Origin of the sequence: Brakhagea slesvicensis (assembly GCF_052161625.1) — a bacterium.
GTDB lineage: Bacteria > Planctomycetota > Planctomycetia > Pirellulales > Pirellulaceae > JBKCUI01.
In genome coordinates this window covers 168,374-193,781 of the sequence record NZ_CP197412.1, presented here as the reverse complement: position 1 = coordinate 193,781, position 25,408 = coordinate 168,374, and the positions used below count along the sequence as shown (strand labels likewise).

The 25,408-nt window shown below is 53.7% G+C and carries 16 protein-coding genes; 12 read left to right on the top strand and 4 right to left on the bottom strand.

All coding sequences use genetic code 11. From position 1 onward, the window contains the following. Window positions 1-21 precede the first annotated feature (21 nt). Window positions 22-1,176: an EAL domain-containing protein gene (locus tag SH467x_RS00735; protein WP_482369404.1), complete on the bottom strand. Its 1,155-nt coding sequence runs from the start codon at window positions 1,174-1,176 to the stop codon at window positions 22-24. A 256-nt stretch (window positions 1,177-1,432) separates the two neighbouring features. Here SH467x_RS00735 and SH467x_RS00730 point away from each other — a divergent pair, with 256 nt between their 5' ends. The 4 genes from SH467x_RS00730 (at window position 1,433) to SH467x_RS00715 (ending at window position 9,153) form a co-directional block, all read left to right on the top strand. Next, complete coding sequence (locus SH467x_RS00730; RefSeq protein WP_482369403.1) at window positions 1,433-2,983, top strand: AAA family ATPase; 1,551 nt, start codon at window positions 1,433-1,435, stop codon at window positions 2,981-2,983. A gap of 28 nt (window positions 2,984-3,011) precedes the next feature. After that, the gene (locus SH467x_RS00725; protein WP_482369402.1) at window positions 3,012-6,455 is read left to right on the top strand and encodes a serine/threonine protein kinase; all 3,444 of its coding nucleotides are present in this window, start codon (window positions 3,012-3,014) and stop codon (window positions 6,453-6,455) included. A 186-nt stretch (window positions 6,456-6,641) separates the two neighbouring features. Then, a complete protein-coding gene (locus tag SH467x_RS00720) occupies window positions 6,642-7,778 on the top strand; it encodes a GIY-YIG nuclease family protein (RefSeq protein WP_482369401.1) in 1,137 nt (378 codons plus the stop codon). 265 nt (window positions 7,779-8,043) lie between these two features. Next, window positions 8,044-9,153: a transposase gene (locus SH467x_RS00715; RefSeq protein ID WP_482368902.1), complete on the top strand. Its 1,110-nt coding sequence runs from the start codon at window positions 8,044-8,046 to the stop codon at window positions 9,151-9,153. A gap of 383 nt (window positions 9,154-9,536) precedes the next feature. Here the strand turns inward: SH467x_RS00715 and SH467x_RS00710 are convergent, their stop codons facing one another. Genes SH467x_RS00710 through SH467x_RS00700 form a run of 3 tightly spaced genes read right to left on the bottom strand, consistent with a single transcriptional unit; the run spans window position 9,537 to window position 12,851 of the window. Further along, complete coding sequence (locus SH467x_RS00710) at window positions 9,537-10,562, bottom strand: PP2C family protein-serine/threonine phosphatase (RefSeq protein ID WP_482369400.1); 1,026 nt, start codon at window positions 10,560-10,562, stop codon at window positions 9,537-9,539. 22 nt (window positions 10,563-10,584) lie between these two features. Continuing rightward, window positions 10,585-12,105: a hypothetical protein gene (locus SH467x_RS00705; protein ID WP_482369399.1), complete on the bottom strand. Its 1,521-nt coding sequence runs from the start codon at window positions 12,103-12,105 to the stop codon at window positions 10,585-10,587. Next, a complete protein-coding gene (locus SH467x_RS00700) occupies window positions 12,090-12,851 on the bottom strand; it encodes an SDR family NAD(P)-dependent oxidoreductase (protein ID WP_482369398.1) in 762 nt (253 codons plus the stop codon). The genes SH467x_RS00705 and SH467x_RS00700 overlap by 16 nt, the downstream gene beginning before the upstream one ends. A gap of 158 nt (window positions 12,852-13,009) precedes the next feature. Between SH467x_RS00700 and SH467x_RS00695 the strand changes: the two genes are divergently transcribed. The 8 genes from SH467x_RS00695 to SH467x_RS00660 all read left to right on the top strand — a co-directional run bounded on the left by SH467x_RS00695 (window position 13,010) and on the right by SH467x_RS00660 (window position 25,405). Then, window positions 13,010-14,764, top strand: coding sequence for a GspE/PulE family protein (locus SH467x_RS00695; RefSeq protein WP_482369397.1), 1,755 nt, complete (start codon window positions 13,010-13,012; stop codon window positions 14,762-14,764). A 442-nt stretch (window positions 14,765-15,206) separates the two neighbouring features. Continuing rightward, a complete protein-coding gene (locus SH467x_RS00690) occupies window positions 15,207-16,340 on the top strand; it encodes a type IV pilus twitching motility protein PilT (protein WP_482369396.1) in 1,134 nt (377 codons plus the stop codon). Window positions 16,341-16,521: 181 nt separating this feature from the next. Next, window positions 16,522-18,237, top strand: coding sequence for a GspE/PulE family protein (locus tag SH467x_RS00685; protein WP_482369395.1), 1,716 nt, complete (start codon window positions 16,522-16,524; stop codon window positions 18,235-18,237). 114 nt (window positions 18,238-18,351) lie between these two features. Next, window positions 18,352-19,818, top strand: coding sequence for a type II secretion system F family protein (locus SH467x_RS00680; protein WP_482369394.1), 1,467 nt, complete (start codon window positions 18,352-18,354; stop codon window positions 19,816-19,818). Window positions 19,819-20,061: 243 nt separating this feature from the next. Further along, on the top strand, window positions 20,062-21,171 hold the full coding sequence (locus tag SH467x_RS00675; protein ID WP_482369393.1) for a type II secretion system protein: 1,110 nt from the start codon (window positions 20,062-20,064) through the stop codon (window positions 21,169-21,171). 66 nt (window positions 21,172-21,237) lie between these two features. Beyond that, complete coding sequence (locus tag SH467x_RS00670; RefSeq protein ID WP_482369392.1) at window positions 21,238-22,485, top strand: type II secretion system protein; 1,248 nt, start codon at window positions 21,238-21,240, stop codon at window positions 22,483-22,485. Further along, window positions 22,482-23,873 carry a pilus assembly FimT family protein gene (locus SH467x_RS00665; RefSeq protein WP_482369391.1) on the top strand — a complete coding sequence of 464 codons (1,392 nt, stop codon included), beginning with the start codon at window positions 22,482-22,484 and terminating at the stop codon, window positions 23,871-23,873. Before SH467x_RS00670 ends, SH467x_RS00665 begins: the two co-directional genes overlap by 4 nt. 14 nt (window positions 23,874-23,887) lie before the next feature. Further along, window positions 23,888-25,405, top strand: a complete 1,518-nt coding sequence (locus SH467x_RS00660) for a type IV pilus modification PilV family protein (RefSeq protein ID WP_482369390.1) — start codon at window positions 23,888-23,890, stop codon at window positions 25,403-25,405. Window positions 25,406-25,408: the final 3 nt, after the last annotated feature.

Below are 25,408 nucleotides of genomic sequence, written 5' to 3'. Positions count from 1 at the left end.
GCATTGATTGCGGAGTTTGAATCAGATCGTGGAAAGGCGGGACTCGATAAATCGATTCGGAGGTGCTGGTCGGCCGAAATAGTAGCCTTGAGCCAATTGAAAGCCAAGCTCCTTGCAAACGAGAGCCTCTGCTTCCGTTTCGATCCCTTCGGCCAATGCCGTGACGCCGAGGTCCAGTACGACATGCACTAGCGACTTCAGTACTTTGATCCTATCGACTGGGCCTTTATCGATATCGCGAATCAACCCCATGTCAAACTTCATCACGTCGGGAGCTGCGTTCCCGAGTTCGGACAACCGGGTTTGGCCCGCACCAAAATCATCGTATGCCAACTGGATCTGCAAATCTCGCAACGCGCTTCGCAGTTCGAACATTTGCGATGGATTGGTAATCGCTGCCTCATGCACTTCCAAGGTGATAGGTGTATCTGGTGTCATGTTGCGAACATTGGTCATCGACTCCAGAAGATCGGCGCGTCCAAGCTCGAGTGGGTGGGTGTTGACGAATATCTGACTCCCTTTGGGTAGCGTCAATCCCTCGCGAATTCCCTCCCATCGTAGCATCTGACTCAGTTCTACTTCCATGTTGAGCTTGGCTGCAGCGCCGAACATTGCGGCGCTTGTTTCAAGGCCGAACATGCGGCTCCTCGCAAGCACTTCGTAGCCAATAGTGGCCGATCCATCGACATGCACGATCGGCTGAAAGAATGGAGTGACAAGTCTCTTCTCCATCATGCGATCGAATTGCACCAGCGCGAGCGCTTGGTCGCAAACATCTTCCGCGACTGTATTCGACGAGGTCGCATGGTCATTGCACCGGACCCGAAACGCCACGTCCGCGAATTGCAGAATATCGTCCGCCTTCAGAGCGATCATTCCGGTGACGCGGTTTCCGTTTACATAGGTGCCATTGGTGCTTTGGCGATCTACGACGTAGAGGACTGAGTCCCGAATGGTCAGATCCGCGTGATGACTGGAAACCGTTTTGGACTGCAGCTGAAGACTGCATCCTGCTTTGCGTCCGATCGAAAATGGGATCGGATAAATCACGGTGAGCGTATCGCTCAAGTTCTTTCCGACGGCCTCAAGTAGCCATACAGTCGTGCCGTCCGCGCGAAAATTGCGGATCGAGTTATTCGGCATCGATCTGGCTAAGAGAGAGGAATCAGAGCTCATGGCGTCATCGGAATTTTCGGTTGCATCCTTCCGACCAGGGGGTAGACCGGTCGCGTCGAAGAACTTTAAACCACAAAATGGCGCAGCAACGGAAATATTGGATCTTTCGACAGACTTTTCTATCAACCGTTTCGGTTTTTGGGGAAGCCTACAAAGTTGTGTGGAGCGTTGGCCGATGGAGCGAGCATTCCAAAGCGAAGAGCTTACCACCTACGTGGTTTAAACCGGTTATTACGCGAGAATGGGTTTCGTCGGCATGCTCACCAATCTGACCCCTGACACTGCTTCCCTGGCTCAGAATGCCTTGCCTGCGGTTCTCAATGAGGATGCATTCTGGCCCTATGAGCCGAAGTCGATCGAAGAGTGTGGGATTTCGGAGATGGTGCTCGAATCGATCATTCTTCAGGTCTTCCTAGGCATCGGTACGTTGACTGGACGAGGCATAACCGAACGCGTCCGATTGCCATTCCGTATTATCGAGCAAGTCCTTGCGCAACTTCGCGTTCGGCAGCTGATAGCCCACGCACGCCCTGCCCCTCTCAACGACTTCTATTACAGCCTCACGGAAGCAGGGCAGAAGCGAGCGTTGCAATACCAAGCGGTTTGCTCGTACACCGGACCGGCTCCTGTTCCCTTGCTGGACTATGTATTGAGCGTTGAAGCCCAGGCGAGTACGTTTGAACCGATCACCAAGAAGCAACTCATCGCTTCATTCGGCCATGTAACCTTTGAAACCTCTTGGCTCGATTTCATTGGCCCGGCAATCAATAGCAATGCAGGCATTTTTCTTTACGGACCTCCTGGGAACGGGAAGACAACATTGGCAAAGTGCTTGGCTGCATGCCGCGGTGAAGAAGTCTGGGTGCCACATGCGATTATCGATGATGGAGTCATCATCAAGTTCTTTGATGCGGCCTATCATCAACCGGTCAAACAACTAGCCGGGGCATCGGGGATCATGACCGACCAAGAACATGATCGTCGATGGGTGCGGGTGCGTCGACCAACAGTGGTCGTCGGAGGAGAGCTTACCATGGATAATTTGGAGATCCGCCATGATCCGCGAAGCAATACGTGCGAAGCCCCGATTCAGATGAAGAGCAACTGCGGTTGCTTGTTGATCGATGACTTTGGTCGTCAACGCATGGAACCCGCTGAGCTGTTGAACCGCTGGATCATCCCGCTCGAGAATCGCCATGACTACTTGAACCTGCCGACCGGAAAAAAGATCTGTGTTCCGTTCGAGCAAATCATTCTTTTCTCCACCAATCTCCAGCCAGAGTCGTTGGTTGACGAGGCCTTTCTGAGACGTGTTCCGTTCAAAATCCATATCGGAGACCCATCACCCGAGGAGTTCACAGAACTCTTCCGTCGCGCATGCGAGTCGTTTGAAATAGCTTGGCGACCGCAAGCGATCGAGGAGTTGATTATGAAAGTTTATCGTCGGCAGAACAGGCCGCTGCGCCGATGTCATCCGCGAGATCTGTTGTATCAGATCAAATGCCTTTGCGCATATCGAGAGGAGCGAATAGAATTGCGAAACGACTTTCTCGAAATTGCTTGCAAGAATTATTTCGGAAATCAGCCGGTCGCCATCCAACGTTCGTTGCCATCTCAGCAAGGCGTGGGAGCAACACCAATGTCGATGCCCGCGCAGCAGCGACCTCCGGCGATGCCTGCGATGACGAACAGCGGGCCACCTACTTCCCTTCGTTCTGCGCCAATTCCACAACCATCCTTGACTCAACGAACCATGGGTGCGTTGCCGATGCAGTCACCGATGCCTTCAAACATCAATCCATCCTGACCGATACAATCGTTGAGAAGAGCAAAACATGAGTACGGTGGGTACGCGAATTCAAGCCGGATTCGAACCGATTCCAGGCTATGTATTGACCAAGAAGATTGGCTCTGGTGGATACGGGGATGTCTGGGCTGCCGATGCACCGGGGGGGTTGAAGAAAGCCATCAAGTTTGTGCACGGTGCGGTCCATGAGGATCGTGCTGTTGCGGAACTCAAGTCCCTACAACGGATCCGTCAAGTCAACCATCCGTTCATCCTTTCGCTTGAGCGGATCGAAATCATTGAGGGGCAACTCCTTATCGTTACCGAATTGGCTCAAGGATCGTTGTTTGATCGCTATGTCGAGTATCGGGAAAGAGGGTTTGCTGGAATTGCGCGTGACCGTCTTTTGAGTTACCTACGCGATGCTGCCGACGGACTTGATTTCCTTTGCCAAAAACATGAACTGCAACACCTGGATGTCAAACCAGGAAACTTGCTCTTGGTTTCCGACCGAATCAAAGTCGCCGATTTTGGGCTGGTGAAAGACCTTCACTCGATGACGCAGTCGATGATGGGTGGGTTGACACCGACCTACGCGGCGCCAGAAATGTTCGATGGCCGTCCAGGTCGATTTAGCGATCAATACTCGCTCGCCATTGTCTATTTTGAAATGCTGACCGGTACGCTTCCATTTCGTGGTCGTACAACCGCTCAGCTCGCCAACGAACATTTGCACAAAGCGCCCATTCTGGAGCCTCTTCCGCCTGCCGAGAGGCCCGTGATCGCGAAGGCCCTATCCAAACGTCCCCATCAACGCTTTTCAGATTGCTGCGAATTAATTCATGCGATTGAAACGGCGGTTCAATCAGATATTGAAGCAGTAAGCAAAGATAGGAATGCACGAGTTCGAGGCTGGAGTCCACGAGAAAACCCAAACAAGAATTCCGCGCGTTCGCAATCATCCGCGGCTGTCGATCATTCCACACCCACTCGTCATCGCATCCGGCTATCAACCCAGTCCGCGTCCGGTGAGGGATCGCAACCGGTCGCCGGAGTTCGATCGAAAACGATTGTGATCGGTGCTGGAGGGATCGGCGCTGGAGTAGTCGCCGAGCTCCATCAACGCAGTTCCGATATCACAAGTGACTCGGGAGACCATGCCCTCCTATTTGTCCTCGACACGGATGTCAATACACTCATTCCATTGGTGGACCGGTCCAACTCCAATCCGCTGTCGAATCGACAAGTCTTTCACACACCACTTAAAAGTCCACATTACTACCGGGACGAGACGAATACCTTTCCTCAACTAAGCCGCCGTTGGTTGTACAACATCCCTCGATCGCAACTGACAGAGGGGGTTAGGCCCCTGGGAATGCTGGCCCTGATCGATCATGCCCCTCAAGTCTTTGAGCATCTATTTCTCTTGTTAGAAGGTCTTTCTGCCGAATCGCATCCAGCTAACCCGGTGCAAGTGAAATTGGTTGCCTCGACTATGGGGGGAACTGGAAGTTCGATTGCAAGCGAACTTGGTTTTATGATCCAGCAAGTCGCCGAGTCGTTGCAGCTTCCTATTCGATGCGAACTGCTTCTGACCTGTGCGGCTCCAAGCCCGACCGCATTAGGTGATTTGGCAACAGCATCTTCCATCGCTTGCCTGCTCGAAGTCAACCATTACTTTCGAACTGGTGGTCTTCACCCTGAGCTGCCTGGACTACTTCCAGCCCCGAGAAGCAAAGCACCGTTTGATCGTGTCCGTTTGTTTTATGGCGGCAAGATGGGAGATCCTTCCGATAGTGCGGAGGTAATTGAGCAGGTTGTTCGCTATATCGAGATTGCAGAACCGTTCGATGATTCCTCGCAACCTGACAGGCAGGAAACAGTAGTCCCAAGTGAGCTGGATGCTTCGCCATGGCTGAGCACAGTAAAAGTAACACCCTTGCCAATTGAGTTTAGCATTCAGCCTGCAAAAGCAAGTGCAACCACCGTACTCCATGGTTTGATGTCTTGGATTTCGGCGATGGATAAAGGTGTCGCTGCGGCTGATTCTCCGCAATGCTTGCTGCTGTCCCCCAAAATGCTTGAAAAGATCGAGTACTTCATCACGGATGCATTTCGTGTTTGCCACTTGAATGCGCAAGCTTGGGTGCGCGATGTGATGCGTTCCGTTTTTCCATCCGAGATCGCAAACCAGATTCAAGACTTCCGGTCTAGTTATCGCCCAAGTGCATGCGTGCTCGATGATGTCGTTCATCTCAAGCGACTGGTGGAACCGCTGGGCATGGATCTTTCGGAAGCGGCGATCGCGACACAACAACTCTTCGAATGCCGATGGGAAAGGCTTCTCGAATGGATCACCAGTCGATGGATCGCGGTTCCAATGAATTGGTCGATATTCCCCAAACTCATAGAACTCCTCGAAGAGCGCTTTCAAGTCAATGCGCATTCATTATTCTCGGTTGCAAAAAAGCTCGAAGCAAAACTTGTGGAGTTGAACCAAAGCGAATCGCAAGCAAAGGACAACTCTACTGTTACGAATCTGGAAGGAAAGTTCCAAATGGAAGCGATCTTCCATCAACTCAGCGGTTGTATGCTTTTGCGATTCGTCGAAAGACTTCGAGGCATCCAGCAAGTCTGGGCTCGGTGTAGTAAGGACTTGCAATCCGAGTTCTTCAACTTTTCAAAAGACTTTTGTTTGCGGCGTTTTGGATACTCCATTGAGAGCTTTCTATTGCAGAACCAACACGGTAAATCGGACGCCATTCACCGACTTAGTCGCGAATCGATCGCCGATCTCGTCATTCGCATTTGGGTGAAAGAGTGTGGGTGCCAGGCGATCGAAGCGGCTATGGTGGGTGTCGCTGCGAATCATTCAAGCAGCGGTGAGGCTGCCTCGATCCCCGACATGCTCGAGGCGTTGACAATGGATATCCAAAAAGAAATCATCAAACGAAGCAATGTTCACCAACCAATACCTACCGCGAAAGCGACGGCAGTGGCGCAACCTGCAGCGCCTAACACCATGACACAATCGAGGGGAGTTGCCTCATCGAGCGAGTCCGATTTCGATCTGGCTGAAGCCAACTCCATGGCATTCTCAGGTGAGATATCTACCGGTCCTATTGCCTTCGACTCGGCTCAGGGCGGGACGGCCATCCAAAGTCACGTCGGCCTCGATGCGAAAATCGATGCTTGTATTCCCTTCCTAGCTGACTACGGTGAATCGGTCCATCTCCATCTCTTCGTCTCCGAAATGATCTGGTATCAATTGCCAGACGAACTCAAAGGAAAGTTGGCAAAGATAAGTCGCGTCCATTTGACGGAACGACGAATAGCCAGCTATGTCGTCGCCATCGGAGACCAGATCGACGTCGAAGAGTTGATCGATAAGCTTTGGATGCCGACCAAAGAAACTTGGCAGCTCGTCCCTCGCATACTTTCGCGTGTTGATATCGAGTGGATTCCGTTCTCGCAGTCCTCGCCGGAATCTTGATCGGTGAATGTCCGCGTGCGATAATGCGACGCGGAGGACAATCGCATGGATGCTGTATGGATAGAACGTTTTGAAGATTTTGGAGAGGATCCGTTCCTTCCGTTTGAGCGTCCTCGTCTATGCTGGATACAGCTTCCCTCGGAAATATCTTGCGATCGCATTCCCCACGAGGATAGGCTTGCTCATATGAAGCGAGCCATTGCGGCTGGGGTTCCCCGTTCCCCAGGGGTTTATGGAATGTTGGATGCGACGGGGCGTCTAATTTATATTGGCAAATCGAAAGCGTTGCGCAATCGCTTGATGAGCTACTACTTGCCCAATAACGACGAGGACAAGTCGGGGCGGATCGCGCAAGCAGCTTACAAGATAGTCTGGGAGTCCCAACCAAGCGAATTCGCTGCTTTGTTGCGCGAGCAGTGTTTGATTCGACGGTGGCAACCGCGTTTCAATGTTGTGGGTATGCCGAATCGACAACGCCAGGCATATCTCTGTCTTGGCAAAGGGCCAGCCGAAGCGTTCTACCTTTCTCGATATCATGACCCAGCCGCCAAATGCTCGCTTGGTCCCTTGAGTGGAGTAACCCATTTGTCGCGTGCCATCGAGATTTTGACACGAACATATCGATTGCGAGACTGTAGCCATAAAACACCGATGCACTTTTCAAACCAGCTTTCATTGTTTGATTTAGAGCATCGAGCGGGTTGCGTACGCCATGAGCTTGGAAACTGTCTTGCTCCTTGTTTGCCGGTCTGCAGCAAATCCGGATACGACGAAGGGGTTGCGGCAGCCGTGGCGTTTCTTCGAACGGGTGAATCGGAGATGGAGTCCAAGATTCAATATGCGATGGAAAAAGCCGCCGCAGGACTTCATTTTGAATACGCTGCGAGATTGCGCGAAGACCTGCGCATCATTCGTTGGCTAACGAATCGCTTGAAACAGTTCCAGCGCGCGCGAGAATCGAATCCAACAATTTATGCGGTCTATCCGAAGCAATCTCGAGCGGTTTGGTACGTGATACGTGAAGGAGGAGTCGTTGCATCTCTGATTCCTCCGACCACGAGTAAGGAGTGGAGTTCAACATTGCGAAAGCTCGACAATTGTCGCCAGCCACAACCAGAGCTAGGAACCTATGTCCAAGATCCGGAAGACACACTCGGTCTCGTCACCTCTTGGTTTCAGAAAGAGAAGAAGCACAAGAAGTTAAGTAGGGAGCTTCCGCTAGCGGAATACATGTCCAACACTTTCGCGATCGACAGCCTCCCCCGTTCATGGCAGGAAGCCAAAAAAAGCCTGCAATCTCCATCGTCCCAACCCGCTGCCTAGATAGAGTGGTAAGACGCCCCCAAGACGCCCAATCGAAACAAATCACCGATCGAAAAGCCCCCCGTCCTGGTGAGTGTCCCCAATACGCTTGAGTGTCCCCAGTTTTTGGTTCCGAAAAATTTCCTGCTGGCACCTCTTCCCCACTCTTGTAGGTGGGATCTCGAGACGCTCCAATAGATCGCTCGCACAGGATCGTGCACGGCAATCCGAATGAATCGCCCCTTGTTTTGCCGATGTTTTCCCTTTCGCCCAAGGAATTCAGATCATGCGCACCGCCCGCGCCGATATCTACCGTCCCGATGAAGTCGCGACCGTCCACACCATCGCCACCATTGTTCGCAAGTACTACTTGCTCGGCGATGATGCTCTGACCCGCAAAGATTACAGCCATCGCTGTCTCTGGATTACCAAGCAAATCGAGGAACAGGCCCAGTACTTTGGCATCGACGTCTTAGGTCATGCCATCATGAGCAATCACTTCCACTCGGTCTTGCGCTCCCGCCCCGACATAGTCCAAGAGTGGGACGACACCGAAGTCGCCAGGCGCTGGATGTTGATGTGTCCCAAGAGAAAGAACAAAGACAAGAGTCCGGCGGAGCCGAACCAGAAGGAGCTTGACGCCATCCGCACCAAGCCAGAGAAGGTCAAAGAGATCCGGCTCCGGCTCAGCGATATCTCGTGGTGGATGCGCATCCTTTGCCAGCGGGTGGCCAAGCGAGCCAATATGGAGCTCCAAGAGACCGGCCGGTTCTTCAATGGCCGGTTCAAGTCGATGAGGTTGCTCGATGACGAGGCCATCTTGGGCTGCATGAGCTATGTCGATTTGAATCCCATCCGAGCCCAGGTTACCAAGACGCTGGAGGGCTCCCAGCACACGTCGGTAGCCAAGCGGATCGCCGCGCTCACGCAAGTGCTAGGAACGGAGGTTCCGCCACCGGAGGCTTTGCAGGAGGGAGGGTCCCAGCAATCCAGCTCGTCAGGCGAAGATCCAGTCTTGTGGCAGCGTCGGCTGCCCGACGCGTACTTAGCGCCGATCGAGCTGGTGGATGAGAAAGGGAGTGCGGGGAGCAAGCCGAGCAAGACGCAGAAGCGGTGCAGTGACAAGGGAGTGGTTCCCCTATCTTCGATGAGCTACATCCAGCTGTTGGATGCAACCGCCCGGATCATCAAGGAAGGGAAGAAAGGCTTCACACCGGAGGAGGTACCCCCGGTGTTAGAGAGGTTGAACATGGATCCAGCGCGCTGGATCGATTACACGACCCAGTTCAGCCGGATGTTCTCTTTAGCGGCCGGCGGAGTGCGTAGCATGAAGGAAGCCAGGACGCTCGTTACGAAGCGGCAGTATTACTGTCCGCAATACCAAGGTCGTACCTAGCGGCAGGTCATTCAGTCCGCAGGCGGGTTGTCGACGCTTCCAGCGACGCAATTTGCCGCTTGCCGTCGACGTTGACCGGAATCAGCATCCCTCAATCCCCCTTCTTCTTAGCATTCCGTGCGGACCTCCCCCGCACGAGGGTTCTCGCTGCGCGCCGCCTGACCAGAAACGGCCCCAAAACCCGTTTTTCGCCCCTCTTCGGCCTCCAATCCCCCAAGCGCCCCTCAAAACCCGCCCCCACCCCCCTCCTCCGGGGGGCCACCCCCACCCCTGGTGAGTGTCCCCAGATTCTGATGAGTGTCCCCAGTGCTGGGGACACTCACTAGTGTTTGATCTTGAATATTTGAAGCGGTGCAGGCGGCGGGGGGGGCGCGAGGCGGGGGTTAGTAGTCCAGAGTCGGGGTGTCGTCGCTGGTAAATTTATTGCTGGCTGCACCGTTGGTTTGAGTAGACGATTCTTTGGGGAGCGGCTCGTCCGCATTCGTGTCTTGCTCTTCTTCCGGTACTGGGGCTTCGAATAACGATCGCTCCGCAGTGCGTGACGATAACCAGACGGGCATGCGATTCTCTTCTGATTCCCCAACGAAATCGGAAACGATAACCGTGACGTTGTCAGCACCTCCCTCTTCGATCGCGCGATAGACGAGCATGTTCGCGGCGTCCTCAGCCGATGTCTGTTGCATGAGGATCTCTCGGATCTCGTCCTCCTTTATGTGCTTGTTCAACCCATCGCTACACATCATCAGTCGATCTCCGATTTCCAAGTCGACCTTGTAGATGTCCGCCGTGACATCTGACGCACCTGCTCCTAAAGCGTTGACGAGCACGTTAGCCCAGGGAGATCGATCTTCTGCTTCCGGAGAAAGCTGCCCTGATCGGATCAATTGATTTGCAACAGTATGATCGCGGGTGATCAGTTTTAATTCCCCTTTTCGCAACACATAGCATCGAGTGTCTCCGGCGTGGACCACGATCATTCGTGGCCATGAGACATAGCTCATCGTCAGCGTTGTCCCCATTCCCTTGAGCTCCTGCTCTTGTGCTGAATAGGTTTGCAACGTTTTGTGCGCGTTGGAAAGCAATCGTTGGAGATCGTCGAGAAATCGATCTTCAGCGCCCGGCTCGATCCTTACGATCCAGCGCATACTGTTCAGAATAGAAGAGATAAAATACTGAATCGCCAATTGGCTTGCCTCCCTCCCCCCACGATGCCCACCCATTCCATCGGCCACAAGAAACAAGTGCCCTAATGCTCCACCGTGCAATCGTGAATAGCGGTCCATGTCCAGCGAATTGGTTTGCACTCGCATCGATCGAGAAAGATCGGCGATAAAGAAATGGTCCTGGTTCTCCGTCCGTACCCGTCCCTTGTCTGTGCGTCCGAATGAAAGGGCATTGATCTTGGTCATTTCGCTTTGACTCCGGTGAAGCCTATCTGTCCAGTTCATCAAGCCAATTGGATGATGCACTGCTATCTCGTCCCCACTCGATGCCTTGCTCGGCGAAGAATTTCATGAGGGACTCGACAATGGGTTGAGAAAGGAGTGGGACCGGAATCTCCGGTGCAGGAAAGTTGGTGTTGAGGAAATTGTCGCTCTGAAACCATACCAACTTGGAACCCGATGGATGCTCCCATGCTTGGTGGGCACCGAGCCTTTCATTGAGGCTTGGTAGCGATATTGGTCGCCAGTCCAACCAAGGAGGTGCAACGGTCCGTTCCGAACTAGAACGCGTCTTGCCAAGAATAACAACCGTTCGTTCTGGTTGCCGCAGGTATTCGAGAATCTCGCGAGTCGCTTCTCGGCTTTGAAACACTTGCTCATCGGCTAAAAATAGCATCTTGGCTTCTTTCAGGTTGCGATGCGTTCCTCGTGCATCAGCGATCTTGTTTAGCCAAGCATAAAAGTGATACAGCCCATTCTTTCCTCCATCCGCAAAACGAAGTGGCGAGCCAGATCCAGCTTCTCGACACCATACGAGCGAAGAACCTGGCAAAGCGCCTTGAAATTGCCCGGCTGTGGAGTTCACAACTTCCTGCCTTGCCAACCACTCCATGGTGGAGAACCAAAGTTGCCGATTGTCCAAGTAGTTGAATGCGAATGCACCGAAGGCATTTTGATCCCCGACGACGACAATACGGCCCTTGCCCCACTCTTTAGCGCCAACTGCAGCATGCGGTCCGGAAACCTCGGCGGGCTGCTTTTGAAAGTCTCCATAAAAACCTGGCCCGTTCGATTCACCGTATGGAGGTATCCTCGCAGCGTCCCCCCAAGAGTCCGGGCTTGAGTAAATGACTCCCATCCTTGTATCCACGATCCCGCCTGAAAGCATGACAAAGTGCTGAACCGATCTAGTTGCTGGATGGGGGCGAATATCTGAAAGCACAATCCAAGCATTCCCTTCTCCTGCGGTATGCGGTGTCCGATCGCATAGCGTCTCCTGGTGCAGTTTCAGGTCGAATCGTTCAGCCAAATTCCCGAGAACGTGATTGTGATAGTAGCAGTTGCTGTGGTCGACGATAAGGAACAAGCCGCCTCCCCGTGATACAAAACGCTCGATCACATCAATCTCCTCTGGACGAAAAGGAGGTAGGTCTGCCGAAACCAAATTGATGTACACGACGTCGACATCACGGAGTGAGTCATCGGTCCAGGGCCCGAGTTGTGCTTCGCACTCCCAGCCTTGCTGCCGCAAGGAAGAGAATGCTCGAGCAGGGCCATGAAGCAAATGATAATTGTTTACATCTGGGCCAGGGAGTGTGTCCATCCAAGTGTGGGCATGGTACGCATCGGCCAATACTTTGGGTGGTCGACGTGACGTGGTGTCAGGCGGCGCATCGTCGATTGGTTCCTCGCCAAGCCCGATAGACGATCCAACCCAGAAAAGAATCAGTCCCATACTGATAGCCCAACGAGCGATCACGAAGGGAGTCGATGTTATTCGTAAGGCCATTGATTTCGAGTCCATAGGCCACCATCGACGTACAAGGTTTGGCCGGTTATGAAAGGAGATGCATGGGTGGCAAAGTAGAATACCGCCTCCGCGACATCGTCTTGTGTGCCGCAACGTCGCAGTGGGGTGATGTTTCCCCAAGTCCTGGCGTATTCGGGATTCTCCGCTTTGGTCCTCTCATTTTCGATCGCACCCGGCGCGACACAATTTACGCGGACGCCGAAGTGACCGAACTCGGTTGCGGCGCACTTGGTCAACATCTCAATCCCCCCCTTGCTCGCGCAATAGTCGGATAAATTTGGAAAGGGGATGCGATTTGCACCAGAGCCAATATTGATGATAGAGCCGCCTCCGCTGTCTCGCATCCTCCGTCCGGCTTGCTGCATACAAAGAAACGTACCCTTTAGATTCGTGCGTATAGTCCGATCGAAGTCGGATTCTGCAAGATCAAGCAGTCCGGCCCAAGTCTGGACCCCTGCATTGTTGACCAGAACGCGGAGGGCCCCGCCTAAATCGTCGAATTTCTCAAACATCCGCGTGACCTCTTCACCGGATCCAACATCGGTATCGATCGCAACTCCGTCAGAGCCTACCTCCTTCACCGATTCCAGCGTTCGGGTCGCGCCGGTAATATCGCGAAAATGGTTTACGACGATACGGAAGCCTGCGCGGGCGAGGCGGATCGCAATCGTCTGCCCGATCCCAGAACTCGCGCCGGTGATAAGGGCCCAGGGGGTAGAAGTCATCGTGGTCCTGTTTTGCAAGGTTTTAAGGTGGAACTTGACGAAACATGTTTGTGATCGTTCCGAGTGGTGCGATATACTTGAATTTCACGCGCAATGCAAATCAACCTCCCTTTGCGTCCTCTTTTCCTCATCCCCGCGGCCCCAAGCAAAGAGACACCATGGACCAACCGATGCGAGACTTTACCGATTTGCTCCTCACTCGAGGAGTGATTTCGCTCGAGCAACTCAACGAAGCGAAAGCGCTCGCCAAAAAGGACGACACCCAGACTGCCAAGGCCCTCATCAATTTGGGTTACGCGTCCAGCGAAGAGGTCACGCAGGCGCTCGCAGAGTTCCACAAGTTCGAATACATCGACTTGCAAAGCATCCGAATCCCTGACCACGTCATCCAGCTTGTCCCGGAATCGGTCGCCCGGGAAAACAAAATCATCCCGGTTTCCGAGGAAGACGACACCATTAAGGTCCTCGTGACCGACCCGTTCGATATCGAAACCATCGAAAAACTTCGATTTATCCTGAACCGAAAGGTCGAAACGGCTCTAGCGCCCCAAGAGCAAATCATCGAAGCGATCAACCGCTACTACGGGCAGGTCGAAGGGGAGTCGGCTGACTCGATGTTGCAAGAGTTCACCGATACCCAAATCGACTTCACCGAAACCGAAGAAGACAAAATCGCCGCCGAGGAAGGGGATGGAGACGAAACCGCTCCTGTCGTCCGACTTGTCCATTACATGATTTCCGAAGCGGTCCAATTGCGAGCTTCCGACATCCACGTTGAGCCCTTCGAGGACCGAGTCCGAATCCGCTACCGGATCGACGGCGTCCTGGTCGAACGGGACAGTCCCCCGCGCAGACTGCTCGGTGCCCTGCTCTCCCGGATCAAAATCCTTGCCAAAATGGATATTGCCGAACGCCGCCGCCCCCAAGACGGCCGGATCAAAATCACCGTCGGCGAAAAGGAACTTGATCTGCGCGTCAGTATCATTCCGACGAATCATGGCCAGTCAGCAGTTATGCGTCTACTGGATAAGGACAACATCAAGGTCGGCGTCAAACAGCTTGGTCTCGCCGATCGAGACTTCAAAATCTTCACCGGCCTCATTAAGCGGCCTAATGGTATCTTTCTGGTTACCGGCCCGACCGGCTCCGGCAAGACGACCACCCTTTACGCTGCACTCAATGCGCTCAATCGCCCTGACCGCAAGATTATCACCGCCGAAGACCCCGTTGAGTACTACTTGCCCGGTATCAACCAAGTAGAAGTTCGACACAACATCGGACTGGACTTCGCCCGCATCATCCGAGCCATGCTCCGCCAAGCACCCAACATCATCCTCGTCGGGGAAATGCGGGATACAGAGACCGCACAGATGGGAATTCAGGCGAGTCTTACTGGACACTTGGTATTCAGTACATTGCATACGAACGATGCGCCCAGTGCTGTGACGCGCATGACGGATATGGGAGTGCCCGGTTACATGGTGGCCAGCTCGGTGATTGCGGTCATGGCTCAGCGGTTGGTGCGGAAGATATGCACGCGATGCCGTTACCAGGCGGGACTGTCCGACGCGGTCATGGCCGAAGCGGGCCTTCCTAAGGAGATTGTGGAGATCGCCAAATTCTCGAAGGGGAAGGGGTGCCCTTATTGCCAGAAGAAGGGGTACCGAGGCCGGCTTGGGATCTACGAGTTGATGGTCGTCAACGGCCGGATCCGGGAATTCATGTTTGCTGCTAAATCGTCTGCGGACCTTCGAACCGAAGCGATCTTGCAAGGGATGACCACCCTTTATTGCGATGGATTAAGAAAAGTGATCAACGGGATTTCCACGCTCGACGAAGTCTATCGATGTGCGAAGAAAACCGAGCAGGAGCACATTGCCATCGAAAGGGTGATGAAGGAGTTTTTGACCTAGCAGCCGTCTATCGCGAACGCTGCGGGGAGGGGGTGTCGGGTGGGCGTCGGCACTCTTTAGGGGCATGATGTGAGGTGTCGTCAGGCAAAGGTTCGTCAGTATCTCCATTTGCCCCCAATGTCTGGCTTGGGCATTCAGCCAGTCTGCCTTGAGCATTCAGCCCAGCGCACGCCGCATCCTGCTAGTGCGCAACGGTTCGAATTTCCCTACTCTCCCCCTCTTTTCCTAGGGAAAACTTCGCTTTTTGCCAGCAAACAAGTAGGATAGATCTGCCCACCCAGAACTTGTTGGGAGGCTCCTTTTCCAAGATTTGCTTTTCCAATTCCTTCGATTTTCAAGCTCCCGTCTTCCATGGATTTTCCGCCCCGGTGTGGGAGATGAGGGTTGCATCGGTTTTCCTGCGGCTGGCAGGGCTTCATTACGCTCTCTTCTCGGAACATGTATGGCAACAGTTCTCATCGACAAACTTCTTCAAGCGGCGGTCAAGCAGGGGGCTAGCGACATTCACATCGTCGTTGGACAGCCTCCGGTTTTTCGTTTGCACGGCCGAATGCGAAAGCTTGAAACAAAGGTTCTTGAGGCGGACGACACGGTGCAGTTGATGAAGAGTATTGCGCCGGAGCGATGCCAGCGTGAATTGCAGGAATCCGGAAGTGCCGACTTTGGGTTCGCATTCGGGACGTTAGCACGTTTCCGGGTTTCGATCTTCAAGCAGCGCGGAAACATTTCGATGGTTCTGCGTCAGATTCCGAACGACAAGCTGACACCGGAGCAGTTGGGGTTGCCGGAAGCGGTTATCAAGATGGTGCTGAGGCCCCGCGGGCTGGTGTTGGTCACCGGTCCCACAGGTTCTGGGAAAAGCACGACACTGGCCAGTTTGATCAATTACATCAACGAGACCCACGACCACCACATCATCACCATCGAAGACCCGATCGAGTTCTATCACGATCACAAAAAGTCGACGATCAACCAGCGTGAAGTGGGAGTCGATGTGCCGAGTTTTTCCGAGGCTATTCGGCGGGCGTTGCGTCAGGATCCCGATTGTATCCTCGTTGGAGAGATGCGGGATTTGGAGACGATTTCTGCTGCGATTTCGGCTGCGGAAACGGGGCACATCGTGTTCGGGACGTTGCACACCAACAGTGCGCAGGGGACGGTGAATCGTCTCATCGATGCTTTCCCAGGGAACTTGCAGGACCAGATCCGAACTCAGTTATCTTCCAGTTTGCTGGGGGTGGTCGCGCAGACGCTGATTCCCCGGATTGGGGGTGGCCGATGTGCTGCGTATGAGGTGCTCGTGGTTACCAACGGCATCGCGAACTTGATCCGTGAGAACAAGACGTTCCGGATCACTTCCGCGATTCAAACGGGAGCGAAGTTCGGTATGCAATTGATGGATGATGCGTTGTTCAATTTGTGGAAGGACAACAAGGTGGTCATCGAGGATATCTTGGCCAAAGCGCACCGCCCGGACGACTTGGCCAAGCGGATTGTCAATGCCCGAAAGGGGATCGCCGACGAGCCGGAAGGAGAGGATTTCGATCACGGAGGAGGAGGGGGAGGCGGTCATTAGTCGCCGCTTCATCGCCCTCCCTAGACGGCAGGGCTTTAAGCTCTCCGGTAGGCAGTTAACGATCCAGTAGACCCAAAAATTGCTTAGGCAGAACAAGCAGGCGCTATTGCCCTGCGGCGGACAGCGCAGCAGCTGGTAGCGATAGAATCAACAATTTCCAACGCAGTCAGGAACGAACATCATGGTAGCTCGTCGTATCGGACAAATTTTTGTCGATATGGGCTTCATCACCGACGAACAGTTGCAGTTGCTGCTTGAGGAGCAGCAGCAGCAGCCCGGCGCGTTGCTTGGCAAGATCGCGGAAGACATGGCCTTGATCACTGATGATCAGTTGGCGCAGGCTCTTGGCGAGCAGATGAACATGAAGGTTGTATCGTTAAGCGAACAGCCGGTTCCGAAGGAATTGTTGGAGCGCATGTCGGAAACCATGGCGCAACTTTACCGCGTCATTCCGGTCCGATTCGATGGTCATACGCTCTCCGTGGCGACTTGTGACCCCCAGAACTTGAGCATTCAAGACGAGCTGCGAACGTTCTTGGGGTATGACATCGAGATGATGGTTTGCACCGAGCGCGAGATCCGAGCCGCGTTGGAGCGGTTTTACTCATCCGAGTCTCTCAGCGTCGAAAAGATCGTGGCCGAGTTGGCGAACGACGAAGAGTTGTTCCAGCAAGCGAGCATGCTGCAGGGTGAGAAGTTTGACTTGGACGGCGCCGAGGCCTTGGCGGATAGTGTTCCGGTTCGCAAGCTGCTCAACTTGGTATTGCTATTGGCGATCAAGGATCACGCGAGCGATATCCACTTTGAGCCGTTTGAAGACGAGTTTCGCATTCGGATTAAGGCGGAGGGGGTTCTTTATGAGATGGTTCCACCTCCGAGGCACTTGGCATTTGCCATTACGACACGGATCAAAGTTATGGCGAATTTGGACATCGCCGAACGCCGTCTTCCGCAGGACGGTCGGATCGAGTTGATGGTCGGTGGTCACCCGGTCGACTTGCGCGTTTCGGTATTGCCAACGATGTTTGGCGAGAGCGTCGTTATGCGGATCTTGGACCGTACCGTGGTCAATTTGTCCTTGACCAAGGTAGGGATGGACGAGCACACCATGAATACATTCCGAACGGTCATGCGCCGTCCGAATGGTATTGTCTTGGTGACAGGGCCGACCGGATCGGGCAAGACGACGACACTCTATTCCGCTTTGTCGGAAATGAACGAGGTAACCGAAAAGTTGGTCACCACGGAAGATCCGGTGGAGTACGACATCGATGGCATCGTGCAGATTCCGATCGACCACGACATCGGTGTTACGTTTGCGTCCTGTTTGCGTGCGATTTTGCGTCAGGATCCCGACATTATCTTGGTCGGGGAGATTCGGGATTTGGAGACGGCCGAGATCGCCATTCAAGCCTCCCTGACAGGGCACTTGGTCTTTAGCACCCTTCACACGAACGACGCACCGAGCACCATCACCCGGATGAAGGACATGGGGATTCCCACCTTCTTGCTCACCGCGACGGTGGAAGCCATTTTAGCGCAGCGGCTTGTTCGGCGAATATGCACCAAGTGCCGTGAGGAAACCGAGACACCTTTCGAGATGTTGACCGAGTTGGGGGTAAGCGAAGAGGATGCTCGCAAGCACAAGTTTTATCGCGGTAAAGGCTGCGATAATTGCAACAACACCGGGTACAAGGGCCGGATCGGTCTGTTTGAATTGATGATCATGAACGATACGCTCCGCGACATGATCATGGAAAATGCGACCACGGACGATTTGCGTCGCAAGGCCCAATCGTTCGGCATGATCACTTTGAGCGAATACGGACGGCAGTTCGTCTTCCAAGGTTTGACGACGGCCGAAGAGGTCGTTCGAGAAACCGTGCACGACGGCTAAGATCGATTTTCTCCTCCTTACACTTTTTTCTATTCAAAAAATTGCCTTGGTCGCCGCCGGACCGAGAATTCGAGTGGACAAGCAGCGGGCCCACCATCAAAGGACACCGAAAACATGCCAATGTATCAATTCGAAGCCATGGATCGGACCGGACAAGAAATCCGAGACGTGATCGAGGCGCCGAGTGAAGAAGAAGCACAGAATACCATTCGGCAGATGGGGTACTTTGTTACCAAGCTGTCCCTGAAGAAGGGGACGGCAGCGGCTACAGGTACCAAGGCGAAGAAGAAGCGAGGCTTCTCCATTGGTGGTGCGAAGACCAAGCATATTTGTACGTTCACCCGGCAGCTATCGATTCTGCAAGATGCAGGTTTGCCTATCCTTCGTTCTCTCAAGATTCTCGAGAACAACCAAAGGCCAGGCAAACTGAAGTACACGTTGCAGGACGTTTGCGAAGAAATCGAAACCGGTTTGACGTTGTCGGAGGCGATGGCGAAAGCTCCGAAGGTATTCAGTCGCTTGTACGTCAACATGATCAAGGCGGGTGAGGCCGGGGGGGCGTTGGAAACGATCCTTCAGCGATTGGCTGAGTTCTTGGAAAGTGCCGAATCGCTCAAGCGAAAGGTGAAGGGAGCTCTCATTTACCCGATCGCGGTTGTATTGGTGGCGATCGCCATTCTCGCGGGGATTATGTTCTTCATCGTTCCCACGTTTAAGAAGATGTTCGACGAGTTCGAATTGAAGCTACCACCTCCGACGCTGTTGCTCATGGCGATGAGCGATTATGTCGTGAACTATTTCTGGTTGATGTTCTTATTGCCGATCTGTTGTTGGTTGATTGGAAAGATCATTCGAAAATTCAAACATGGTCGGATGGGCTTTGATCAATTCATCATCAAGGTACCGGTTTTCGGCAGTTTGATTGAACGCAACATTTTGGCCAGAACGACTCGAACGCTTGGGACATTGATCACATCGGGTGTACCTATTTTGGAAGCCCTCAACATCACACGGGAGACGGCGGGGAACGCGATGTTCGAACGCATCTTCAATAAAGTGATCGATGCGATTCGCGAGGGGGACGTGATTGCCAAGCCGATGAAGGAGCATTCGTCACCAGGTTTCCATCCCATGGCATTGTTCTACTGGTGTTGGATGGGTGCCTTTCCCGGGATCATGATGATGTCGGTAGCGTTGACGGCAGGTAAGGGGGTCAAGCAAGGAGGGAAGGCGGGATCGAAGGCAGCCTCGGCTAGCGCTGGAGATCAGCTCATCGTCATCAGTGGTATCACGATCGGTGCTGGGGTGGTCGGCATGGCCCTTTGGTATCTCCTGCGGATGAAGACCCGGGTCATCGATGACTTGGTCGTCAACATGATCGACGTCGGTGAAGAGACCGGGGAACTCGATACGATGCTTTACAAGATCGCCGACAACTACGACGAGGAAGTGCGCGTGATGACCGAAGGCTTGACCAAGTTGATCGAGCCGATGTTGATCGTGTTCCTCGGGGTTGCGGTCGGGTTCATCGTGATCTCGTTGTTCATGCCGCTGATCTCCTTGATCACCAGTTTGAGCTAACGAATACTTTTCAGATTTGAGGGAATAACAGCAAACGTGGAACTCCTTTTGCATCGCTAGTCGATTGTTAAAGAAAAGCTTCCGGATCGTTTGGTTTTGTTTCAGATTGCGACAAATCAACTTGAATTGAGACTTGCGATAAATGGTTTATCGCGAGGGAGTTAGATAGGGACAGGAAGAGGCGGAAGAAGCGAGCGGCAGGGGGATGATCACCCTGTTGTCGGAAGCGAAAGGAAAGAAGCCATGAAGAAGCACCGAAACAAGGGATTGCATAGCGTGGGCGCAGGAGGCTTGTTCGCCCGCACGGGGATGGCGAAGCGATCGGGTTTCACGTTGGTGGAGCTGTTGGTGGTGATATCCATCATCGGTGTTCTGGTCGGCTTGCTCGTTCCAGCCGTCTTTGCAGTAAGACGCACAATGAACAATGGCATGGTCAAGTTCGAAGTGCAGTCGCTGGCCGATGCGGTAGAGAAGTATCGAACGAAGTACGGCGACTATCCACCAGATGGAAGCGATTGGCGCAAGATGGAAACTCATTTAAGAAAAGCCTTTCCGAGTATTTTGCAGTCGGAGCTAAATCTCTTGAATCCGCAATACTCCACTACGCAAGTCCCGGGCTGGCCGGCGCTGTCCGGTGGAAATCTCCGCGTTCGAAATGACATCGAGACGGGCAATGTTCGGGTTATGGATCCTGCGGAGGCATTGGTGTTTTTCTTGGGAGGATTTAGCGCGGATGGTCAGAAGCCATTTACCGGTAAAGGTGGTCCGTTTGTTGTTAATGGTGGTATTCCTGTGTCAAACCCGCAGCGTGAGAACTCGTTTTACGAGTTTAATTCTGGGCGTCTGAGTTTTGCGGATGATTCATTTGCTGGGCACGGTCCTACATCGGACGATGCATTGCCCGTTTATGGCTCTTATGCGTCAACCACGCCCTACGTTTATTTCGATAGCCGGACGTATCAGTTCGGACTTCCGAATGGAACAGTTTTTTTCAATTACCACCGTGCAACTGCACCGTCAGACCCAAATGATGCGTTGTATGGTGTTGCGCGTCCCCTGTTGGCTTCCACGCTAGCTACGTTGCCTACGGCAGGCTATGAAGCGGGGAAGACGTTTCAAATCCTCAGCCCAGGAATCGACGGATTTTATGGTTGGATGCGCCCTGGCGCAACGCCGTTCATTTTGTTTAGCTCGACGGGGCAAGGGTACGAGCCTACCCCTGCCGGATGGGTGCCAGTTAGCGGCGCTTCGAAATACCGATTGCCGGAGCACAGCAACAAGCAACCCATGTGGGATAACGTCGCGAGCTGCATCGAGCCGCCGACATTCCGCGATACCACAGTGAATCAGTAAAATCGGTTCTTAAATTGGCCCGCGGGGATCGAGAGGCAAGCTATGTTGAAAATTCAAAACCAACGAATGCGAACAAGAAACTGCACCCAAGGTTTTACTTTGGTGGAGCTTCTCGTTGTCATCTCGATTATTGGAACGTTGGCGGGGATGCTAACGATCGCCTATCGTGGAGCCCAGCAAGAGTCGTTCACGCAGAAGACGCGAACGACCATACAGAAGATCAGCAATGTGTTGATCGATTGTGTGGAAGAATACTCGCAAGAGCCGCTGGGATGGAACATGTATCGCGGGTATCCCTCCTTTCCCGCGGTCAATCGCGTCGGGAGCGGGATACCACCGACTGCGGGGCTTGATGGATTTGCGACCAACAGCTCGACCCGCGGTGATCGCGTGGAGCAGTCGTTTCTTTTAGCGATTCGCGATCGGCTTCGCTTTGAGATGCCGGACAACAAGGACGACATCAAGTGGTATGACGGCCGAGCGAACGTCGCGGGCGGAACGGGGTCGGATCCCGACTTTTTCATTCGCAGGCATTTGGAAACCTTTGCGTCCCCGATCGTAACAGGGTTGGCGGTTCCAGCAGGACCGTTGGTGGCTCGCATTCAACCTTCGTCGCGAGCGATTCGATTGTTGCGAAAGCTTAGTCTGCTTCAAGGTGGGTACTTTGTTCCAGTGCCAGGTTGGGAACTCAGCAACGCAAACGCCGAACTCCTTTATTTGATCGTCGAGGACGCGAACTACGACGGCTCGAGTGCGATGGAGGTCTTTGGTGCTTCCGAGATCGGTGACACCGATTCCGATGGCTTGAAAGAGTTCATCGACGCTTGGGGGCGTCCGATCGCTTGGCTTCGTTGGCCTGCCGGTTTTTCGGGGGTGGTTCAGGCCCATCCCGACCCGTTGGACCCGCTACTGGTGCGAGGGAGTGGAGCATCTGCCAGGTTGTCGATCGGCGATGAATCGTACGATCGCATGGGGCGTGATCCGGGGCGCAACACGGGCTTTGAGTCCGGACCATTGGGTGTGCCGTTGGTGGTGAGTGCGGGGATCGATGGTCAGTTCGGCATCCGATTGGAGTTGGAAACGCTCCCTGCGGCGGATCAGCGATTCTCTTCCGCGATCGACACGAGGTCGTCCGCCGATTTCTCGTGGAATTACGGTGCGAATACAAACATCAGCGTACTCGGTGGAAAAAGTGCAATGCCCGATCCTTGGTATCCGCGCAACAACCCTGGGTTTCAGCTCGGGTCGTTTATCTTCCCGAGGGAAGCTTCGGACAACATTACCAATCTTGAAGGGAATGCGTCGTCGCTATGATAACGAATCATCGCCGAGGATTTACCCTTGTTGAATTGCTTGTGACCCTGGCGGTCATCTCTGCCCTTGCAGTGATCGTCTTGCCCAGCGTGAAGACCATGTTGTCGGATCGCAGGGGTTCGCAATCCGCGATCATCGTGAAGAACTACTTGGAGGCAGCCAGGTCTCGAGCCATCGCATCGGGTAAGCCGGTTGCGGTGGTGCTGGAGCGACTTTCATCGCGTCCATTCGATGCTGATGAAAACGGACGCATCGAAGGGGCTGAGGTGGGAGTTTCGGGAACAGCCTCTCCTGTCGCTTCGGATATCGATCCATTCATCAACTACATTCCTTACAACGCGTGTATTCGGTTGAGCATGGCGGAGTCGCCTATGCCGGTTTCGAGCGACAGTATGGGGTTGCCATCGACTGTAATCACGAGTGTTACAGGAATGCCGGCTGTCGAAACAACCGAGCCAACCATTCAGGAGTTGTCTCCGATTGCACCGTTCTATCGCGTCGGTATTTATCTGCAGACAAGAACGTCATCGAACGCGATACAAGATCACGGGACTCGAACATTCATCGTGAACAACTTGGTGGCCGGCAATGAGATCAGCTTCGGCTTATCGCAGGCAAAGTTCGTGATCGCAGAGACAGGCTTCACGACGCAGAACGGTTTGCAGATGTTGGTTCTTTACTTTCTTTCGGGGAATGTGACGCTCAACCCGACCGAAATCGCGATCAACAATTTGGCACCCAAGAGCGCGGAGAGTTTCACTCTGTACCCGAAACCCAGGCCGATAGCGGTGCAGAATGTTACCCTGCCCCGAGGGATCTGTATTGATTTATCAGTGAGTGGATTTTCCGAGCCTCGCAAGCTCTATCATTTCGACTCGAGTGCTGGAATTACCCCGGACCCTTTGGCTTCGGCGCGCGACTATCGGTTGCGTTTTTCTAGCGCGTGGGTGAGTCCTATATCCATGGCCCCGTCGCCGACGGCTTTGGCGCCTGTTCCGCAGCCAGGAGAGCTTCGCCCCATTTATATCGTCTTCAATCCCGACGGATCCTTTGGCCGCGTTTATGCGAACAATCAGTGTCTCCCATCCAATCGACCACCTGCTACATTGAAGATGATCGATGCGGCGGAGGACTTGTTTTTGCATATAGGTCGTATCGATCAAGTCAACGTATCGACGACGGTGCCCTATGCCGGATCTCTGGCGGATCCTTCGAATTATGTCGTACGAGTTAGTCCTCGTTCGGGCGCAGTAGCGGCGTCGCCGATCGGCGCCATACGTCCGGAAGATCTCATTGCGGGCGGATTGTTAGGTAGCTCGCCGAGTTTGGGTGATTGCGTTTCCCTTTCGCGCAAGCGTGCATTCGCACAGTTTGCGACCGGGCAGTAAGAGGAGTTCTGAACATGACGATGCACCCAACACCATCACGAAGAACCCGAAGAGGTTTGACGGTCGTCGAGGTCCTATTCGCTCTTTCGATCATTCTCGTCGGTTTGATCGGGATTGCAGCGATGGTTCCCTTCGCAGCGCGACAGGCTAATGAGAGTTACGCGACGGTTCAGTCGGTTGTTGCCGGGGATAGCGCTGTTGCGATGGCGGAATCGCAGGCGATCTTCAAACCGACCTTTGAGAAGCCGTGGCAAGTCATCGACGATGAGTTGTCAAGCATAGGGGATTCGAACAAGACCTACTTTTATTCCTTTACGGATCTCTACAACAACAATGGTCGCAAGGGGAATCCTGCGCCTGCGAATCCCAAGTATCAGTACGACCTGTTGTCGAAGAATCTTGATTTGCTCTCCTTCGATGGATTGGGCAGTACGCAGTTGATGGAAGAGGCAGCTTTCCTCGCCGTAAACCGAACCCTGGGTACCAGCTTTTATTTGGATCCTAGTTTTTGGGTCGCGCAAGATTTCGGCGGGAAGGTTATGCAGAACGATGCCAATTGGCTTCCCTTTCGCCGAACCCGTTTTCCTTACTATGCCGATGGCTTTGGCCCCAATACGCCTCGTGCGTTGCGTGTGACGCTTCATGACGCGAATCACGTCGGAACGAACGGCGGATGGATGAAGCAGCCGATATCGCGGTCGACGGTGACGCCGGGCGGGGATATCGTGTCGATCAAGCCGGACAATTCGCAGGGGTTTTCGATGCGGCGGCAGATGTTGCTCACGACGGATCCTGCTGATACGACGAACAATATGAATACCACGTTGCCCATTCAAAGTACGTTGATTCCGACGGCACCTATGTGGTCGGCGTTGATCACTCCCGCTGAGTCGACGCCGATTCTGGAGAAGTCCAAGTTGCCTTCGCGAACGGTTTATGCCACTACAGCGGCTTATCAGGCAGCGATGCGAAACTACGTCATTCCGATCGCAGTGGAAGCGTATGACTTAGCCATTGTGGTTCAGAAGAAGCGACTGCTCCGAGAGATATATCAACCGTTGGCACAAACGCCTTCCACGGTTGAGGGGGAGCGGATTTTCGGGGCGACGTGGGATATCACGACCGACGAGCCGAGCCAGTCGGGAACCTTTGAGATTACCTTGACCCAGCCGCCTGCGATTACGGATGCGATGGAGGCAAAGCTGAAGGCGGGGGATTGGTTGATGTTGTCCCGCTACGTCGTTCACTTTTATCGCAATCCCGCCAACGTGCCGACGTCGGCTGTTCTGCGACAGAAACACAAATGGTATCGCGTGGTATCGGCTCCGACCTCCGATGTATTTCCACTCTCCGTACGCGTAAGCGGTGGTGCGTGGACTTGGACGACGGACGAGATCCAAAGCGCTGCGAGGGTTGGTCAGGCGTTGAGCTCCGTGGGAGATTCATCGACTCCGTATTACCAACAGACCTCGGCGACGTTGATCCCCAACGTTGTTCACGTATTTGAACGCACCATGACGGTATCCTACTAAAGT